The organism is uncultured Brachyspira sp. (assembly GCF_944390845.1).
GTDB classification, from domain to species: domain Bacteria; phylum Spirochaetota; class Brachyspiria; order Brachyspirales; family Brachyspiraceae; genus Brachyspira; species Brachyspira pulli.
In genome coordinates this window covers 1-17,995 of record NZ_CALXRM010000041.1, presented here as the reverse complement: position 1 = coordinate 17,995, position 17,995 = coordinate 1, and the positions used below count along the sequence as shown (strand labels likewise).

Sequence of the window (17,995 nt, the reverse complement as noted above, 5' to 3'; positions counted from 1 at the left end):
TTTTTTATAAATATAAATTATATTTTTTATAATATAAAATATTATTCTATACTTGTTAAATATATCTTATATGTAAGATAAATTATTAATTTTGTACAATAATAAGTAATCAGCCGCACGTATAGCTGACATTTGATAATATAAAATAGTACCGTGCGGGAAGGTGCCGCAGCTCGCGGTTGACAAAATATAATTGTTTAAGTATATATTGTATAAATTAATAAAATAAGTATATTAAAATATTTATAATTATTTATTTTCTTTATTTTTTTTGGAAGTCATTTTTTCAAATAAAACCAATATCCAAAATCTCATATAATTGAAATATAGGAATACTCTAAATATATTTTTTTTAAGATAGAATTTTTCATCTTTATTTTTATTAAGAATGTCCATACTAGGAGGTTTTATTTTTCCAGCGAAACTGTCAAGAGGTCTTTTGAAAGGTATACAAAATTTCATGTCTAAATTTTGTTTATTGTTGTTAAACCAATATAATGCCTTTTTGAAATTCATATGAATTAAAAATACATCAGGTTCTATTTTTTTGAATCCTATAAATGCTTTATCTAATTCTTCTTTGTTTTTTGTATTTTGATAATTTCCAAGCATATAAATACCAGGATAAATCTTTTTAATTTTTTCAGATATTGTAAAGAAGTATTTTTCTTCATCTCCGAATAAGAACATAGACATCTTTTTTTCTTCTATGTAATCTAATATTTTTGAGAATAGTATAAAATCATTTATATATTTTAATTCTTCTTTATGAATAAATTTATATGCTTTAGCAATAGAGGGATGTGCAGCAATTACAAAAGAAGCATTTTTTATGATTTCTTTTAATTTTTTATTATGACGTACTTTAAGTAATTGATGCACATCTAAAGATATTATGAGTATATTTTTTCCATATTTAAGGTAATTTAGTATTTCTTCAAGACTGCTGCTGAAATTGTCTATTCTTACACCTAAAATGGATTTATTTTCTATCATAATAACTATTAACCTCTACTTTATTTTTTTCTAATTATATAGCTAGTGCTCTGCATAATGCCAAGTCTATCGGATCTACCTTAGGAACTTTTTTAACGGCATCAGTTAATGGAGTGTAAGTATATTCTCCTTTCCAAATACCAACAGCTACATTTTTCTTACCTTCTAATAAAGCTTTAACAGCAATATAACCAAATCTAGCAGCCATTAAACGTTCTCTTGAAGTAGGTGAACCGCCTCTTTGCATGTGTCCCAATATAGTAACACGTGTATCAAAACCAGTTTTACCTTCTATTTGTTTAGCTACTTCCATTGCTCCGCCGGATTCATCACCTTCAGCAACTACGATAATAGAAGATTTTTTACCTCTTTTTTTAGCTATTTGTAATTCTTCTACTATTTTGTCCATATCAGTAGTAGTTTCAGGTATTAATATATCTTCAGCACCAGAAGCTATACCAACTTCTAATGCGATGTATCCTGCATGTCTTCCCATAACTTCTACAACAAAACATCTTCCATGACTTGTAGCAGTATCTCTTAATTTGTCTATAGCATCCATAGCTACGTTAACTGCAGTATCGTAACCTATAGTATAATCTGTACCAAAAATATCATTATCGATAGTACCTGGTATAGCAACAATAGGAAATTCAGGGTGATGATTATAAAAATCTAAAGCACCTCTATAAGTTCCATCTCCGCCTATAACAATCAAAGCGTCAATATTATGATATTTCATATTATCAGCAGCTTTTTTCATACCTTCTTCTGTTTGAAATTCAGGTGATCTAGCAGAAAATAATATAGTACCACCATGGTTTATTATTCCGCCAACACTTCCAGCATTCATTTGGTATACATCGTTATACATAAGTCCTTGATAACCTTCTTTAATACCCATTACTTCCAAACCATTGGCTATAGCTGTTCTTACAACACTTCTGATAGTAGGATTCATTCCTGAAGCATCTCCTCCGCTTGTCAATACTCCAATTCTTTTTATATCAGCCATATTACAATAACTCCTTATTTTTTATAATATTCAAATATATTATTGGATTTTTTTTTATTATATTATATAATGTAGATATTATATAATAATAATAAAAGAATTGATATACATAAATATAAAAAAATATGATTTAAAAATTATGATTTTTTAAAAAAATATGATTGAAAATAAAGAATATACAGAAATTATTAACATTATTGAGAATCAAAGATGGGATAAACTCAAATATTTATTATCCAATATGCATGCTGCTGAAATAGTAGACATTATATGTATATTAGATAATGATAAGAGCAGAAGCATAGTTTTCAGGCTTTTATCAAGAGAAAAGGCTGCTTATGTATTTTCAGAATTAGAAACAGAAGAACAGGAAAAAATCATAGTTTCTATGAGTGAAAATGAGCTTAAAGAACTTATGCATGAGATGAGCCCAGATGACAGAACTTCACTTTTTGAGGAACTTCCGGCAGACATTACTAAAAAGATTTTCTCTTTAATGGGTGAGAAAGATTTAAATATTACAAGGCAGTTATTAGGATATCCTGAAGACAGTATAGGACGTATAATGACGCCTGAATATATAGATGTATTTCCTGATTATACTGTTAAACAAACTTTAGAATATATTAGAAAATACGGAAAAGATTCTGAAACTTTTGAAGTTATATATGTAGTTGATAAAGATGAAACATTATTAGGATATATTTTATTAAAAGACTTATTATTTGCAAATCAAGATGAAAAAATAGAAGAACTTATGCATACAGATATAATATATTTATCTGTATATTCAGACCAAGAAGAAGCGGTTAGGGTAGGAAGGAAATATGATTTACTTTATATACCTGTAGTTGATTCTAAAAATGCTTTAATTGGTATTGTTACAATAGACGATATATTTGATATTGCAGAAGAAGAAGATACAGAGGACTTCCATAAATTGGGAGCTATTACAATAGATGATGATTTTGACAGTAATATAAAACAGGCTAATCCTTTAATATTGTATAAAAGAAGAATATCTTGGTTATTTATTTTGGTATTTGTTAATGTTATATCAGGATATGTTATAGGGCTATTTGAAGAAACTATAAGTCAGTATGTTTCTTTAATATTCTTTTTGCCTTTGCTTATTGATAGTGCAGGAAATGCCGGAGCTCAATCTTCTACTCTTATAATAAGAAGTTTATCAGTTGGAGACGTAAAAAAGAGCGATTGGCTTTTTATGCTGGGTAAGGAAATATTAGTTTCTACTATACTAGGACTTACTATGAGTGCAGCAGTTTCATTGATTGCTATTTTTAGAGGCGGTTTAATGATTGCATTAGTTGTGTCGTTAGCTATGATATTGGTTGTAGTTATAGGAAGTTTAATAGGCTTATGTTTGCCGTTTTTATTTGTTAAGTTTAAAAAAGATCCTACAACAAGCAGTGTGCCTCTTGTAACTTCTATATGTGATATAAGCGGTACTGCTATATATTTACTGCTTGCCACTACAATACTTACGCATTTTGCTAAATAATTTATATATATTTTTTATTAAGTATCTATTTTTATAGTGTTATAGAGGGTGAAAATGAAAATTTTAATTTCTATTATTATGATATTTTCTTTATTAATTTCTTGTAATGGAAATAATGATAACAATGAAGAATTAAATAATGATCAAATAGGAAATATTGATATACAAACTAAAAAAACAGTAACTAATAAATTATATATTAATCCTACTACTACAAATCATAGTAAAATAAAAAATACTGAAACAGATAAAACTTCAGGAACTGAATTGGATCCATTACCAACAGGCTATGAAAAAATAGACAGCATACTTAATCAAAATCAATATAAAATTATGATATATGAGATATCAGAATTAATATCAGAAAAAGGAATTAATGGAATATTAGAAGAAGGTATACAAAATCCTGATTCTTATGAAATTATTGCCTATAAGAATTCTACTCCTTTATTTTTAGCGGTTCAATATGAATATTATGATTTAGCAGAGGAGTTAATAAAAGAAGGAGCTGATGTTAATGCTAGAGTAGAAGATATGGAAACAGAAGACGGGCTTGATATGCTTTATTTTGCTGTTAAAAATAATGATACAGAAATGACTAAGCTTTTGATTGATAATGATGTTTATGCCGGAAGGGAATATGGATATGAATATTCTTATTATTTAACAGATACTGCTATAAAGAACAATAATCTTGAAATATTGAAGCTTCTTATAGAAAGCGGAGATCTTGATACAAAAACAACTTTAATTCCTAAAGCTGTTGATGTTCAAAATATAGAAATGGTTGAATATTTATTATCTATAGGTCAAAATATAAATGAACAAATATTTTCTGACGGATTTTGGATTAATTCTCCTATGAAAGTAGCTGCTGAGAATGGAAATGTTGATATAGCTTCTTTTTTAATAGAGAAAGGTGCAAGTTTAAACTCAAGCGATGATTATATTTATAATGCTGTTCAATATGGTAATTATGATGTAGTTAAATTGCTTGTAGATAATGATATATTTAATATCAATACAAATACCACTATAGAACAGGCTTTAACTTTAGCAAGAGATAAAAAATATTATGAAATAGAAAAATTATTATACAGTGAAAATACTGAAGAAATAGATGGTTATGATGATATAATGAATGCCGTATCTAAAGGCGATATAGAAAAATTAGGGAGTATTATAGGAACTAACACAGATTTAAATAAACAGTATGATAAAATTACTCCTTTATCTTTAGCCGCTGCAAGAAATGATACTAATATGATAAGATTTTTAGTACAAAATGGATCCGATATAAATTTGGAAGATGGTTATGGTTATAGTCCGATAATGAAAGCCGTTTTCTATAATAATACAAATGCAATTACAACTATTGCTGATTTGAATGCCGATTTAAATGCTGTATGCTCAGCAAATGGTCAAACTCCATTAACATATTTAGCTTCTGAATATGGTACTGCTAAGCTTTGCTATCATCTTATAAAAAAGAATGCTGATGTAAATAAACAAAATAGGAATGGATATACTCCTCTTATGACAGCAGCAGAATATGGATTTCCATCTACTTTAGGAATATTTGTTCATGCAGGTGCTGATTATAATATAAGAAACAATGAAGGAAAAACAGTTTATGATATTGCAGAAGACAATAGTCCTGCAATATTAGAAACTTTAAATAATCCTCAAAGCTTGGATTTTTATTTAAATAATTAATATTTATTTTAAGAAAAATCTATTAATATATTCGTATAAAAATATTGCTAATACTATAAATGGAAGTATATAACTAATGTAAAATCTTAACTGAACAGGAAATTTTATTCCGTCTCCAGTATTAGCTTCTTTTATAAAATTATTAAATCCCCAGCCGAAATCTCTAGTACAAAAGAATAATGTTACCAAAGCACCTAGAGGAAGTATATTGTTTGATACTATGAAGTCTAGTAAATCCATTATAACAGTACCTTCTCCTAAAGGATTAATATTTGATAATACGTTGAATCCTAATGTTGTAGGAAGGCTGAATACAAATAAAGTTATGAATAGTATAATTGAAGTTTTCTTTCTTGAAATTTTGAATTTATCCATAATGAAGGAGTATATATTTTCTAAAACACCTATTATAGTAGTAAGTGCTGCCATAGCTAAAAATAAGAAAAATAATGCTCCCCATAATCTTCCAAGAGGCATAGAATTAAATATATTAGGCAAAGTAACGAAAGCAAGTCCAGCACCTTCTCCTGGATTTACACCAAAAGCGAAACATGCTGGAAAAACTACCAATCCTGCAAATAAAGCTACTATAGTATCTAAAGCAATAATTATTAATGCTTCGCCTGTAAGAGATTGTTTTTTATCTATATAGCTTCCAAATATTGCCATTCCTCCTTGTCCTACGCTCAAAGAGAAAAATGCCTGACCTATAGCAGCATAAAATATTCCTATGAAGCCAGTAAGTCCGTTTCCAAATAATTTATTTAAATCAGGTACTAAATAGAATTTTAATCCTTCTATAGCACCTTTTAGAGTTACTGATCTTATTATTAATAATATTAAAAGTCCAAATAGTGAAATCATCATAAATTTACTTGCTCTTTCAACTCCCTTTTCAAGTCCTAATGAACAAATAAGAGTGCCAAGAAGCAAACTAATTCCCATCCATAATGTTAATGTTGAAGGATTTCCTAAAACTCCGTTAAAGAAATTTCCTACTTCATTTGCATTAAGACCTACAAATTTTCCGGAAAGCATGAAATAAAAATATGATAAACACCAACCGCATATAGTAGTGTAGAAAAGCATAAGTATAACATTTCCAAGTATTTGAACATATCCTATTTTATGCCAATTATGACCTTTCTTTTCAAGTTTTTCAAAAGATGTTGCTATATCATGTCCGCCTGCTCTTCCTACAGCAAATTCCATTACCATAGGAGCAACACCCAAAATTATTATTGATATAATGTATAATACAACAAAAGCACCTCCGCCGTATTGTCCTGTTATATATGGAAATCTCCAAACATTTCCCATTCCAATAGCACAGCCAGCAGATACAAGTATAAATCCAAATCTGCTTCCTAGTTTTTCTCTTTCTTTCATTGCTATACACTCCAATATATATTACTGCTAACAATTATATTATAAAATTACAAAACTTACAAATAAATACTAGAATTAAAATACAAAAATCTAGTTGTAGTAAGCTATTGAGTTTACTAAGTATCTTATTATATGTGTAGATGAGCATAATAATTATTATTTTGAAGAATATATCTCTTTAAGCCTTATTTCATCATAAAATGAAATTCTATATGAATAAAATTTCATTACTTTATCCAAAGTATCTAAATCAGGTTTTACATATAAAGATATACTTACTAAATCAGATGACCACCATATAGTGTATTCTTCAAATGGTTTTTTATTGAAAGAATAATGCTTAACATCAGTTTTAGTTATTTGACCATATTGAAAAATGAGTTTTGCTTTTATATCATCAATATCAGCTAAAGTTGCAGGGTCATAGAATGAAGGGTTATTATAAATATCACCTATATGATTACATATTTCTATTCGATAAAGTTCATTATTATAAAAATATAGATAATATGCCAATTTTTCAACATCATTTTTATATATATTAAGAATTGTATTATTCTTAAGCTGATATGATTCAGAAAAATCAGCATATACATTTACATTATAATTAGTAATTTTATTATCTGCTTCTTCAATACTCATTCCAAATTTTAAATCTTTATAACCATCAAGATTAAAAAGTTCAGGAAGCTGAGCAAATATGATATTAGCACTGATTAATAAAATTACTATTATATATTTCATTTTTATTTATTATTCTTGTAAAAATTATTAATTAAATCTAATGCTTGCTTTGGAGTTTCAACATATTGTATTAGATCTAAGTCTTCAGAATCGATATACTTTTCTTTTAGCATGTCCTTTTTTATCCATTCAACAAGATTCGTGTAATATGATTCGTTCATAACAAGGATTGGCATTTTTTGAAGTACTTTAGTTTGTATTAAAGTTAAAGTTTCAAACATTTCATCCATTGTTCCAAATCCGCCAGGAAATATAATAACTGCTTTGGCATATTTTAGAAACATTACCTTTCTTGCAAAGAAATATCTAAATTTAATTTCTTCTTTTACATAAGGATTAGTTTTTTGTTCAAAAGGCAATTCAATGCATAATCCTACAGAACCGGCACCAGCATCAAAAGCACCTTTGTTTCCTGCTTCCATTATGCCAGGTCCGCCTCCTGTTATTATGTCATATTTATTTTCACCTAATAATTTAGCAGTTTCATAAGCTAATTTATAATGAGGGTGATCTTGATGTGTTCTTGCACTTCCAAACATTGTAACAGCATTTTTGTAATAGGACATAGTTTCAAATCCTTCTACAAATTCTCCCATTATTCTGAATATACGCCAAGATTCGGTAGGCATATCAGCATTCTGTAATTCATAAGTTTCTCTTCTCACTCATAAACCTCCTTATTTATATTATTTTATTATTACTGCTGTACCATAAGCAATAACTTCCGTAGTGCCTTCCATTACAGAAGAAGAAGAATATTGTATTCCTATTATAGCATTAGCATTTAATTTTTTAGCTTCTTCTATCATTCTTTTAGTAGCTATTTCTCTAGCTTCATTAATCATTTCTGTATAGCCTTGTACTTCGCCGCCTACTATATTTTTTAAACCAGCTAGAAAATCTTTACCTATGTTTTTTGCTTGAGCAACATTTCCTTTAACTAAACCTAATAATTCATATTCACAGTTACTAGGTAAATAATCAGATGTATATAATTTGATATCCATATTTATTGTCCTTCTATTATATTATTTCAACACTATTGCAGTACCGTAAGCAACAACTTCTACTGTTCCAGGAAGTACAGATGAAGAAGAAAATTTTATTCCTATTATAGCATTAGCATTTAATTTTTTTGCTTCTTCTAGCATTCTATTAGTAGCTATTTCTCTAGCTTCATTAAGCATTTCAGTGTAGCTTTCTACTTCACCGCCTACTATATTTTTTAATCCAGCTAATAAATCTTTACCAACATGTTTAGCTAAAGATACGTTTCCTTTAACTAATCCAACCAATTCATAATTATAACTGCTTGGTAAATAACCTACTGTAAACATTTTGATTTCAGAACTCATTTTTTTCTCCTAAACGATTTATTTTGTTGTATTATGTTAATTTCTCGGAAATAGATAAATATACTTAATTATTTTTTATTAGTATATTTTTTGATAATGTAGTATATGGATAAAAAACTATATTTTGTTAAAAAATAAAATTAATATTTTTTATATCTTGTGGGTACTTACCAATAACTGCTTAAATTTATATTACATGTACAATGAAATTAGTACTAAATCATACTAAAATTCTATTAAATGTAATGTAATTTATTAATTTAAGATAAATATAGCCTTTAGCAGAAGACGGACTTGCTTCTTTGTTCTGCTGTTGTAAAAAAGTGTGGTCTGTGTCAAAGCTATGCAAATATTTTAAATGTAAAGAAATTATTTTGAAAAATATAGTTGTTTAGGTATTACATTGTAATATTATTATTAAAAAAATAAGACGCATTTTTAAATAATAATATTTAAAAATGCGTTTGTGGAATTATTGATTATTATAAATTATAATTGAATTTTCTTTATTAAGCTTGTAGAAAGTTCTGGAATGTATATAACATTATTAACTAAATCTATATCAGCAACACCGCTTAAAGAACCTTCTATTTTTTCTAATTGTTCTTTAGTATTTAAATCAAATACATATATGCAGGCATTATTATTAGCACCATTTTCTCCCCAATCAGAAACGTATAATTTACCATTAGCTATAGCTATACCGTCTAAAGCACCAGCACCTAATCTTGAAGCAGTCCATTTATTTAAGCCCGTGCCGTCTATATTTAAAGTATAAATATCTCCTCCATTAGGATCTCCTCCGAATGTGCTTCCTGCTATATATAATACTCCATTGTCTAATAATATACCATTAGCACCAACTATACCTGTAACAGATGAAGTTATAGATAAAGCTGAATTATTATCAACTTTAACAAAATGAACTGTTGAAGCACCTGTATCAGTTAAAGCTACTGTTGTTGGATCTATAACTACAGTATCATTTAAGAATTTTGAACCTTCTATAGGAAGTTTTGTGATTATTTTATTTTCTTTTATATTAGCTAATACTAAATTTCCAGTCATAGAACTGTCATTAACTTGATCTGGTATAATAATAATATCATCAGTTAAGAAAGAAAAACCTTTAGGGCTGTCTAATTGTCCTTCAAAAAGTTTTTGAGGATTAGAACCGTCTTCATTTGCAACTATGATGAAACCGTCTTTAGGAGTATTAGGATCGCCTAAATTAGCCATATATAATTTACCATTTCTAAATTTAACGCTTTCAGGTGCAGCTAATCCTTCTATATTTATAGTTACTGCTTCTTTTTTAGCATTTGCTTCTACAGTGTTTGCAGTATTTTCTGCTGTTGCTTTATCTGCATTGTTATTTGAACATGATACAATAAATATAAAAGCAGATAAAAGTATTGCATTATAAATTTTATTCATTTATAAAGTTCTCCTTATTATTAATTTTATTGTTTAGATTTTATATATTATTTTTGTTTATATAGCAATGAAAAAGTGTAAAAAGATTGTTACCAAAGTTGTTACAATCTTTTTTAGTTTATTAATATCATTTTATATTGTTATTATTGACTATAATAATTTTTTATTTTATTATAATGGCATGAAAATCAATACGAAGTTATCAGTTGCTACTCATATAGTTTTATGCATAGCATTTTTTGAAAATGAAGGCACTACATCTCATTTACTTGCCAAGAGCGTAAAAACAAATCCTGCTGTTATAAGAAGAATTCTTTTAAAATTGAAAGAGGCTGGAATTGTTGAAACAGATAAAAAGGGAAGCAGATTAATAAAAGATGAAAAAGATATAACACTTCTTTCCATATATGAAGCCGTATTTACAGAGGAGGAGAGGGGATTATTTAATTTTCATGAACCTAATCATGTTTGTCCTGTGGGCTGTGCTATGTTTGATGTTTTAGGTGAAGAATTTAATAGTGTAAGAGTGGATTTTGAAAAGTCATTATCAAAAATAACTATAAAAAAAATAGTTGATGAGGTTAGAAAAAGAAAAAAGCATATAGACTTTATGAATAAATAAAAATTTTATATATTTATAATGCTTATTTTATTTCCGTCTAATTTTATCATATTAGATTTTGACAGCCTGTTTAATTCTCTTGATAATGCACTTCTGTCTGCTGATATGAACTCTGCTAGCTTATCTCTATTATATGGTATAATAATATTTTTAGTTTTTTGAAGATTAGACATATATTTTAAATATAAAATTATTTTGCTTCTTAAACTTTTTTGGCTTAATATATCATTTTTGAAAGCTAAAAATTTGTTCTTATTAGATATTACTCTTAATAAATTTTCTATAAATATATTTTTATTATCATTTACTGCATTAAATATATTTTTTACTTCTATTTTTATTATCTCGGTTTTATTTAAAGATATAGCTTGTATATATGAAATTTTGTTTGTAGCAAAGGCCAATGATTCTGCAAATATTTCACCTTCATCTAATATATTTACTATGTTTTTTCTAGTGTCATCGTATTCTTTTGAAATTTCTACTTGTCCGTTTATTATAATATATATGCTGTCTACCTCATCACCCATATCTATTATAATATTTCCTTTTTCAAAATATTTTTTTTCATATTTAAAATCTATTAACAGATCTATTATTTCATTATTACTTATATTATGAAATAAGTTTGATTTTATTATTATATCTATATTATTTTCCATATTGATTATTTGTTTTTAATATATTTTGATAGTTATTTTATAGTATATGATTATTTTTATAAAGTATTAAGAATTAAATAATAATAAAAAATTATAAAATATGGTTATTTTAGTATATACCTAAACAACTATATTTTGTCAGAAATAATTTTTTTAAATTTTAAATATCTGCAGGGCTTTGCCACACACCCCAGTTCTTTTACCGAGTAGGTACCTTTCGGTATTGGTATAAAAGAACCTATATCCTCGACAGGCTCGGATACGCTTTGCGAAAGTGCAAGTGTAAAAAATTAGTACTAAATCATAGTAAAATTGTCTTATATGTAATATAATTTATTAAATTAAAGCCCAAATGTAGCCTTTCGCGAAGCGTATCCGAGTTTGTCGAGGATATAAGCTTCTTTGTGGCAACACCACCCTAAAGGACTTCCTATGGTCGCAGGCACTCCTTTCAGTCGCAAAAGAAGTGGGGGTCTTGCGTAAGCACGCAGAGCGGTGGGCAAAGCCCCAGATATAAAAACAAAAATATAAATTTATCTTTGACAAAATATAATTGTTTAGGTATATACTATTAACCTTTAGGAAGAAGTTTAGTAGGGTCTATTGCTCTTCCTTGATATGATATCTTGAAATATAATTCACTTCTATCTATCATACCAGTGTCTCCAATATTGCCTATATATGCACCTTTGCTTACTATATCACCAAGTTTTACATTAACTTTAGATAAATGAGCGTAAGAAGTATTATATCCGTTTTTATGTTTTAATATTATTACAGTGCCGAATCCTCTTATCTCATCAACATATTCTACTATTCCGTCATCAGCAGCTATAACTTTATCTCCAACATCTCCTAATATGTTGATTCCTCTATTTGCAAGTTTATCAGAAGTAACTCCATATCCGGAAACTATTATTCCTTTATATGGCCATATAAAAGAACTTTCAGGCAATATACTGTCATCATTAAAAGAATATGGAATCATTTTTAATGTTTGTACTTTTATATTAGCACCTATATACAATTTATATTCATTGGCATTTTTTATATTATTCAAACGCATTAAGTTTCTTAAAGTCATATTATGTTTTTGTGCTATAGAATACAAACTATCACCGCTTTTTACTTTATAATTAGAAGTTACTAATGTAGTTGTTTTTTTAGGATTAGCATAAACTTTAAGAGTATCTCCAACTTTTAATATAGATTTAGCATTCAAATTATTTAATGAATAAAGCTCTACTAAATCCATACCTCTTTTTAAAGCTATTTCGCTTAAAGTGTCTCCACTTTTTACTTTATAATTTTCTAAAGTCCTATAAGCAGGCTGTTTAGAAGATGATGTATTTATATTAACATTATCATATAGTTTTAAAGTATCACCAACTTTAAGAACATAATTACTTTTTAATCCGTTTAATTCTAATAAGTCTTTCAAAGACATAGAATTTCTTAATGCTATTTCTCCAAGCGTATCGCCGCTTTTTACTCTGTAAGTGGTTATAGTTTTGCTTTGAGAATTTGAGATTTTAGCATATATTTTTAATTTCTCGCCGGTTCTTAATTTATATTTTAAAGGATCGTCGATATTATTTATTTTTAAAAACTCATTAACACTTATATCATTTTGAAAAGCTATGCCGTATAAAGTGTCTCCGCTTTTTACTGTATAATATTCAACTTCTTTTGTATTATCAGATTTTTCTTGAACGCTGTTATTCTCTTTTTTTGAGTTTATAACATACATTGTTTTTCCTACATAAAGTTTATATTTATCAGGATTATCAATGTTGTTAATCTTTAAAAATTCGCTTGCAGTCATTCCATGAGCAAAAGCTATGCCGTACAAAGTATCTCCGCTTTTTACTCTATATGTATCATAAGATTTTGTTTCTGTATCTTTTTGTTCTGCATTAGAAATTTCGTTATTTGATGAAGCATTATTTGAGGAATTAGCTACTTTAAGTGTTTCTCCAACTCTCAAATTATATTTATTAACATCTTTGATATTATTAATAGCTAAAAATTCATTAGCAGTCATTCCATGAGCAAAAGCTATACCATATAAAGTATCGCCGTTTTTTACTTTATAGTCTTTATATGATGATTTGCTTTCTTCACCTTTTAAGCCATATACTTTATTTTCAGAATCGAATACTAAACTATAACCATTTTCTTTTACTTTAAGAATTTCTCCAACTCTTAATTTATATGAATCTGGATCTTTTATATTATTCAATTTTAAAAATTCAGTTGCACTCATATCATGTGAAAAAGCTATACCATATAAAGTATCACCGTTTTTTACTTTGTAATCTATATAGTTAGCTCCTAGTACAATAGAAGCAAATGTGCATCCTACAATAGATGCATATTTAAAAATATTTCTCATATTATTTTCTCAAGTTCAAATAAAGGTTTTATTAATTTGCTATTTCAAAAATTTCATCTAAAGGCGGATCAGAAGGAGTAATTGTTACAGTATGTTCTTTTACACTAGACATTTGAGGCCCAATTTTAATTTTTTCTACGAACTCATCAATGTCTCTTTTAGTTTCTAAATAACCTATTACTTCAACAGAACCGTCATAGTTATTCCATACTTTTCCGCTTACTTTCATTTCATCGGCTATTTGTTTTGCATAGTATCTAAAACCTACGCCTTGAACTCTTCCTTTTAACATTATATCTACTTTAAACATGTTAGAATTATCGGCAATATATTTTATTGAATTTATATAAACAATGTAAAATATACCGAAACTTATTTACTTTATAAAATATTAATAAGAGTAATAAGAGTACTATAAAAATATGATAGATATAGAAATAAAAAATATAAAATTACAGTTCATTACAGATGATACGCTTTTTTCACCTAAAAAAATTGATATAGGCACATTATCAATGCTTGAAGAAATAGACTTTAATTTAGAAAGTAAAGTTTTGGATTTAGGATGCGGATATGGTGTTGTAGGAATACTTGCAGCAAAAATTATAGGTGAAGACAAAGTTGTTATGTGCGATATAGATGATAATGCTGTGAATATTTCAAAAAATAATGCTTCATTAAATGGGGTAGGTAATATATGTATTATAAAAAGTGATGGAGTTAAAGATATAGATATTAATGATTTTTCTATAATATTATCAAATCCTCCTTATCATACAGATTTTTCTGTGGCTAAACATTTTATAGAAATTGGATTTTATAAATTAGTATTAAATGGAAGATTTGTAATGGTAACAAAAAGGTTTGATTGGTATAAAAATAAATTAACTTCCGTTTTCGGCGGTGTAAAAGTAATAGAAAAAAATGGTTATTATATATTTATTTCTGAAAAGCGTTCTAATATTCCAGCAAATAAATTAAAGCAAAAATTAAAAAAAGAAAATAAAGCTAATAAAATTAATAATAAAAATAATAAATATAAAAAAACTAAAAAATTATAAATGACCTAATATTGGAAGTCCTGTTATATAGAAGAATGCTAAATTTGATAAGAAACCTATTAAAGTTCCAAATATAATACCAAATGCAACATCAAAAGGGTAATGAAGTCCTACATATACTCTGCTGAATGCTATTAATGATGCTATAGGATAAAATAGCAATGCTGAATGCGGACTATAGCTTCCCATACAAAATGCTATTGCAAAAGCTACCATAGTATGTCCTGACGGAAAAGAATGTTTATCAGGAGGATACATTATTGGTATTTTATCATGTTTTTTATATGGACGTGTTCTGCTTACAAAGCTTTTAATATATAAGAAAAAGAATATACAAAAAAATACAGCGGTAACAGCTCTTGAAAAATAAAGTGCAGCATACTTAATTCTTAACATATAAAACAAAAGGTATAATACTACCCAGATATAACCGTCTCCCATTCTGCTCATAAATTTCATAAAAGTTTTTACAGGGCCTTTTCTATTGTCTTTGAAAATCTTTAAAAATAATTTATCATCTATTTTAGACATAAATTTTATTAATGGCAAACTGTTTATGTAATTGATTCTTTTTTGTTTTCTTCTTCTTTTTAGAATTTTCTTTATATTTTTCTTTCTTCTTCTTCTGACTTTTCTTTGGATTTTTGAACTTTTATCTTCGTTATTATCTAGTTGTTCATAGTTATCATTATTGATGTTATTGCTGTCCATATAAAGAAACCCATATTTTACTATCAATAATAAAATATCATAAAATTTAAATAAATCAACTATTGCTAATTTAAATTATGTAAAAACCGTATGTAAGTATTTTAAAATATTTAGTTATTTTTTTAAATTTGCCGAATATATTTTTAAAATATTAAAATAATTTTAGGATATATAGTGTGTTAGTGGGAAATGAAGCTTATGAAAAGTTTATAGAGTATATAGAAAACAAAATAAACTTTAATTTTTTATCACATATACCTGGTTCAGATGATTCAGTAGAAATTCAAAAAAATTCTATTATCAATTTAATCAAAAGATCAAATAATAATGAGGCTTTTTTGGATTATATATCATATACTTATACTATATTAGAAAATGAGATAGTAAAACAAATAATATCAATTTCTTGGCTAAAAGGAAATGGTATCGAAGATAGAATTATTAATGATGATAAATTTGGTTTAAATAATGATGAACTTGTAAATTATATATCTATTTTATTAGTATTAAGAGATATAATGCATACCAGTTATATAGCTTCTTTGCCAATATATTATGAATATAAATATGATCCAAAAGAATTTATAGATAAAGCAAGGGAAATGATAGATCATTCAGTATCTAATATAGCAACATTAGAGCATATTAACCCTATATTTATAGCTATAGCTGCTAAAAGTGTTTTGCCTTATTCTATAACTTTAGATGAGCTTTCTACATCGTCTAAATTAATAGCGGTACTTTTTAATCTTTCAAGAATAATGGCATCATATCCTTATACAGATAAGAAGATAGAATATACACAGCCTATATTTTCTAGTGCTGTATATAATTTAGTAAATAATGCAGCTTTTTTAGGCTTGGATTATAAAATGGTTAGAGTTATATATGATAAAGCAAAAACAGGAGAAATAAGGTGGAAAAATTAGCTAAATATAATATTAACTTTATAGTTGCTGCTATATCATCTTTAACTATAATATCAATGTGTGCTTATATGCTTGTTAATATGCATACATATATTATGAGAATATTAATGATAGTAGAATTTTTATGTTCTTTCTATTTTGTTTGCGTATTTTTCTATAAAATGAATAAATATTCAAGAACAGAATTATTTTTCTATCTTATAACATATTTGCTGCCTTTTATACTGTCAATAATAGGACTTTTTTATGTAACAAATTTTTTCTCATTAAATAGAGTTTTTTTGAGAGAAAATATGATAGCTTCTTTTTTAACTAGAGGCTACCATGTATTATTTATTTTCTATATATCACATATAATATATTTCTTTTACTTGTTTGGCGTTGAAAATAAAGATACATTTTGTTCTGCTATAACTTCATATTTTATTATAGTAATTTCTTCTCTTATGGCTGTAATATTTATAGTTTTATATAGTGTAATAAATTGGGCTTTTGATAATAAAATAATTACTTCTTATCAAAATACAAAAAATGAAATTATATATGAGGCAGATTTGGCTTTTTCTCAAAATACTGATAATGCCGATCTTGAATATGAAGGATTTGCTAAAAGCTATAATATAGCAGTAATTTATTATGAAAATGAATTGAAGTACAGAACTGCTGATTGGGAAGATTTTGAAAGCAGACATTTAGTTTTTGAAACATCTGTTATGCAGGGTAATGGTTTCTTATTTATAGGAAGCGGAAAAGATTTTACTTACCCTTATTATATGTTTATATTGATATATGTTATTGTTAATTCTTTGGTATTAACATGTGTTATAATGTTCTTTAGAGTATTCTTATCATATAAATTTAATAATTATATGAATATTATGATAAAAGGTTTTAAAGAAGACAGTTATATATATGCAATAGATACTGAACATATGGATAATACAGAAATCAAAGTTTTAGCAGAGTACTACAACAAAAAACTTCTTACTTATAAGTATAGAGAAAGATTTATTAAAATGTTTACTAGATAATTTGTGAATTATTAAAAATAATCTTTGTATATACCTAAACAATTATATTTTGTCAAAAATAATTTTTTTAAATTTTAAATATCTGCAGGGCTTTGCCCACCACTCTGTGTGCTATGCAGCACCCCACTTCTTTTGGTGCCCCAAAGAAGCTTATATCCTCGACAAGCTCGGATACGCTTCGCGAAGGGCTATATTTTAGCTTAAATTAATAGTTTATATTACATGTAAAACAATTTTAGTATGATTTAGTACTAATTTTATACCTTGCACTTTTTGCAACTTTTTGCGGCGGGAAAAAGTTGACTAAAAAAATGACAAAGTTAAAAATTTTTGGTATATACCTAAACAACTATATTTTGTCAATTTTCAAACAGATGAAAGTTCTCTGCTAATGCTATTGATAATTCATG

Annotated in this window: 18 protein-coding genes; 6 read left to right on the top strand and 12 right to left on the bottom strand. The window is 26.8% G+C overall.

What is annotated here, in order from left to right; all coding sequences use genetic code 11:
• Window positions 1-249: 249 nt before the first annotated feature.
• Together Q0K52_RS09230 and pfkA are read right to left on the bottom strand one after the other, a co-directional pair.
• Complete coding sequence (locus Q0K52_RS09230) at window positions 250-996, bottom strand: WecB/TagA/CpsF family glycosyltransferase (protein ID WP_297298725.1); 747 nt, start codon at window positions 994-996, stop codon at window positions 250-252.
• Window positions 997-1,030: 34 nt separating this feature from the next.
• Window positions 1,031-2,011: a 6-phosphofructokinase gene (gene pfkA, locus Q0K52_RS09225; RefSeq protein WP_297298724.1), complete on the bottom strand. Its 981-nt coding sequence runs from the start codon at window positions 2,009-2,011 to the stop codon at window positions 1,031-1,033.
• 157 nt (window positions 2,012-2,168) lie between these two features.
• On the opposite strand from pfkA, the gene mgtE reads away from it, so the two are divergent.
• Together mgtE and Q0K52_RS09215 are read left to right on the top strand one after the other, a co-directional pair.
• The gene (gene mgtE, locus Q0K52_RS09220; RefSeq protein WP_297298722.1) at window positions 2,169-3,533 is read left to right on the top strand and encodes a magnesium transporter; all 1,365 of its coding nucleotides are present in this window, start codon (window positions 2,169-2,171) and stop codon (window positions 3,531-3,533) included.
• Between the two features lie 54 nt (window positions 3,534-3,587).
• A complete protein-coding gene (locus Q0K52_RS09215; RefSeq protein WP_297298720.1) occupies window positions 3,588-5,249 on the top strand; it encodes an ankyrin repeat domain-containing protein in 1,662 nt (553 codons plus the stop codon).
• 3 nt (window positions 5,250-5,252) lie between these two features.
• Here Q0K52_RS09215 and Q0K52_RS09210 read toward each other — a convergent pair whose 3' ends face one another.
• The 6 genes from Q0K52_RS09210 to Q0K52_RS09185 form a co-directional block, all read right to left on the bottom strand.
• Complete coding sequence (locus Q0K52_RS09210; protein WP_297298718.1) at window positions 5,253-6,638, bottom strand: sodium-dependent transporter; 1,386 nt, start codon at window positions 6,636-6,638, stop codon at window positions 5,253-5,255.
• Between the two features lie 156 nt (window positions 6,639-6,794).
• Entirely contained in the window at window positions 6,795-7,382 is a 588-nt protein-coding gene (locus Q0K52_RS09205; RefSeq protein ID WP_297298716.1) for a hypothetical protein, read from the bottom strand.
• Between the two features lie 2 nt (window positions 7,383-7,384).
• Window positions 7,385-8,047: a TIGR00730 family Rossman fold protein gene (locus tag Q0K52_RS09200; RefSeq protein WP_297298714.1), complete on the bottom strand. Its 663-nt coding sequence runs from the start codon at window positions 8,045-8,047 to the stop codon at window positions 7,385-7,387.
• Window positions 8,048-8,068: 21 nt separating this feature from the next.
• Complete coding sequence (locus tag Q0K52_RS09195) at window positions 8,069-8,395, bottom strand: YbjQ family protein (RefSeq protein WP_297298750.1); 327 nt, start codon at window positions 8,393-8,395, stop codon at window positions 8,069-8,071.
• Between the two features lie 15 nt (window positions 8,396-8,410).
• Window positions 8,411-8,737, bottom strand: coding sequence for a YbjQ family protein (locus Q0K52_RS09190; RefSeq protein ID WP_297298712.1), 327 nt, complete (start codon window positions 8,735-8,737; stop codon window positions 8,411-8,413).
• 489 nt (window positions 8,738-9,226) lie between these two features.
• Window positions 9,227-10,174: an ATP-binding protein gene (locus tag Q0K52_RS09185; RefSeq protein WP_297298710.1), complete on the bottom strand. Its 948-nt coding sequence runs from the start codon at window positions 10,172-10,174 to the stop codon at window positions 9,227-9,229.
• A 181-nt stretch (window positions 10,175-10,355) separates the two neighbouring features.
• Here Q0K52_RS09185 and Q0K52_RS09180 point away from each other — a divergent pair, with 181 nt between their 5' ends.
• Complete coding sequence (locus Q0K52_RS09180; protein WP_297298709.1) at window positions 10,356-10,796, top strand: Rrf2 family transcriptional regulator; 441 nt, start codon at window positions 10,356-10,358, stop codon at window positions 10,794-10,796.
• A gap of 5 nt (window positions 10,797-10,801) precedes the next feature.
• Here Q0K52_RS09180 and Q0K52_RS09175 read toward each other — a convergent pair whose 3' ends face one another.
• From Q0K52_RS09175 to Q0K52_RS09165, 3 genes are all read right to left on the bottom strand, one after another.
• Window positions 10,802-11,458 carry a Crp/Fnr family transcriptional regulator gene (locus Q0K52_RS09175; protein WP_297298707.1) on the bottom strand — a complete coding sequence of 219 codons (657 nt, stop codon included), beginning with the start codon at window positions 11,456-11,458 and terminating at the stop codon, window positions 10,802-10,804.
• A gap of 571 nt (window positions 11,459-12,029) precedes the next feature.
• Window positions 12,030-13,853, bottom strand: a complete 1,824-nt coding sequence (locus Q0K52_RS09170; protein WP_297298705.1) for a LysM peptidoglycan-binding domain-containing protein — start codon at window positions 13,851-13,853, stop codon at window positions 12,030-12,032.
• Window positions 13,854-13,884: 31 nt separating this feature from the next.
• Window positions 13,885-14,145 (bottom strand): acylphosphatase, encoded by a 261-nt coding sequence (locus Q0K52_RS09165; protein ID WP_297298703.1) that lies wholly within the window; start codon window positions 14,143-14,145, stop codon window positions 13,885-13,887.
• Window positions 14,146-14,275: 130 nt separating this feature from the next.
• On the opposite strand from Q0K52_RS09165, the gene Q0K52_RS09160 reads away from it, so the two are divergent.
• Window positions 14,276-14,914, top strand: a complete 639-nt coding sequence (locus tag Q0K52_RS09160) for a methyltransferase (protein WP_297298701.1) — start codon at window positions 14,276-14,278, stop codon at window positions 14,912-14,914.
• Here the strand turns inward: Q0K52_RS09160 and Q0K52_RS09155 are convergent.
• On the bottom strand, window positions 14,909-15,625 hold the full coding sequence (locus Q0K52_RS09155) for a phosphatase PAP2 family protein (protein WP_297298700.1): 717 nt from the start codon (window positions 15,623-15,625) through the stop codon (window positions 14,909-14,911). The two genes, Q0K52_RS09160 and Q0K52_RS09155, sit on opposite strands and share 6 nt — an antisense overlap.
• A 176-nt stretch (window positions 15,626-15,801) precedes the next feature.
• Between Q0K52_RS09155 and Q0K52_RS09150 the strand changes: the two genes are divergently transcribed.
• Window positions 15,802-16,554, top strand: coding sequence for a pyridoxine kinase (locus Q0K52_RS09150; RefSeq protein ID WP_297298698.1), 753 nt, complete (start codon window positions 15,802-15,804; stop codon window positions 16,552-16,554).
• Window positions 16,542-17,585 (top strand): hypothetical protein, encoded by a 1,044-nt coding sequence (locus Q0K52_RS09145; protein WP_297298696.1) that lies wholly within the window; start codon window positions 16,542-16,544, stop codon window positions 17,583-17,585. Before Q0K52_RS09150 ends, Q0K52_RS09145 begins: the two co-directional genes overlap by 13 nt.
• Window positions 17,586-17,995: the final 410 nt, after the last annotated feature.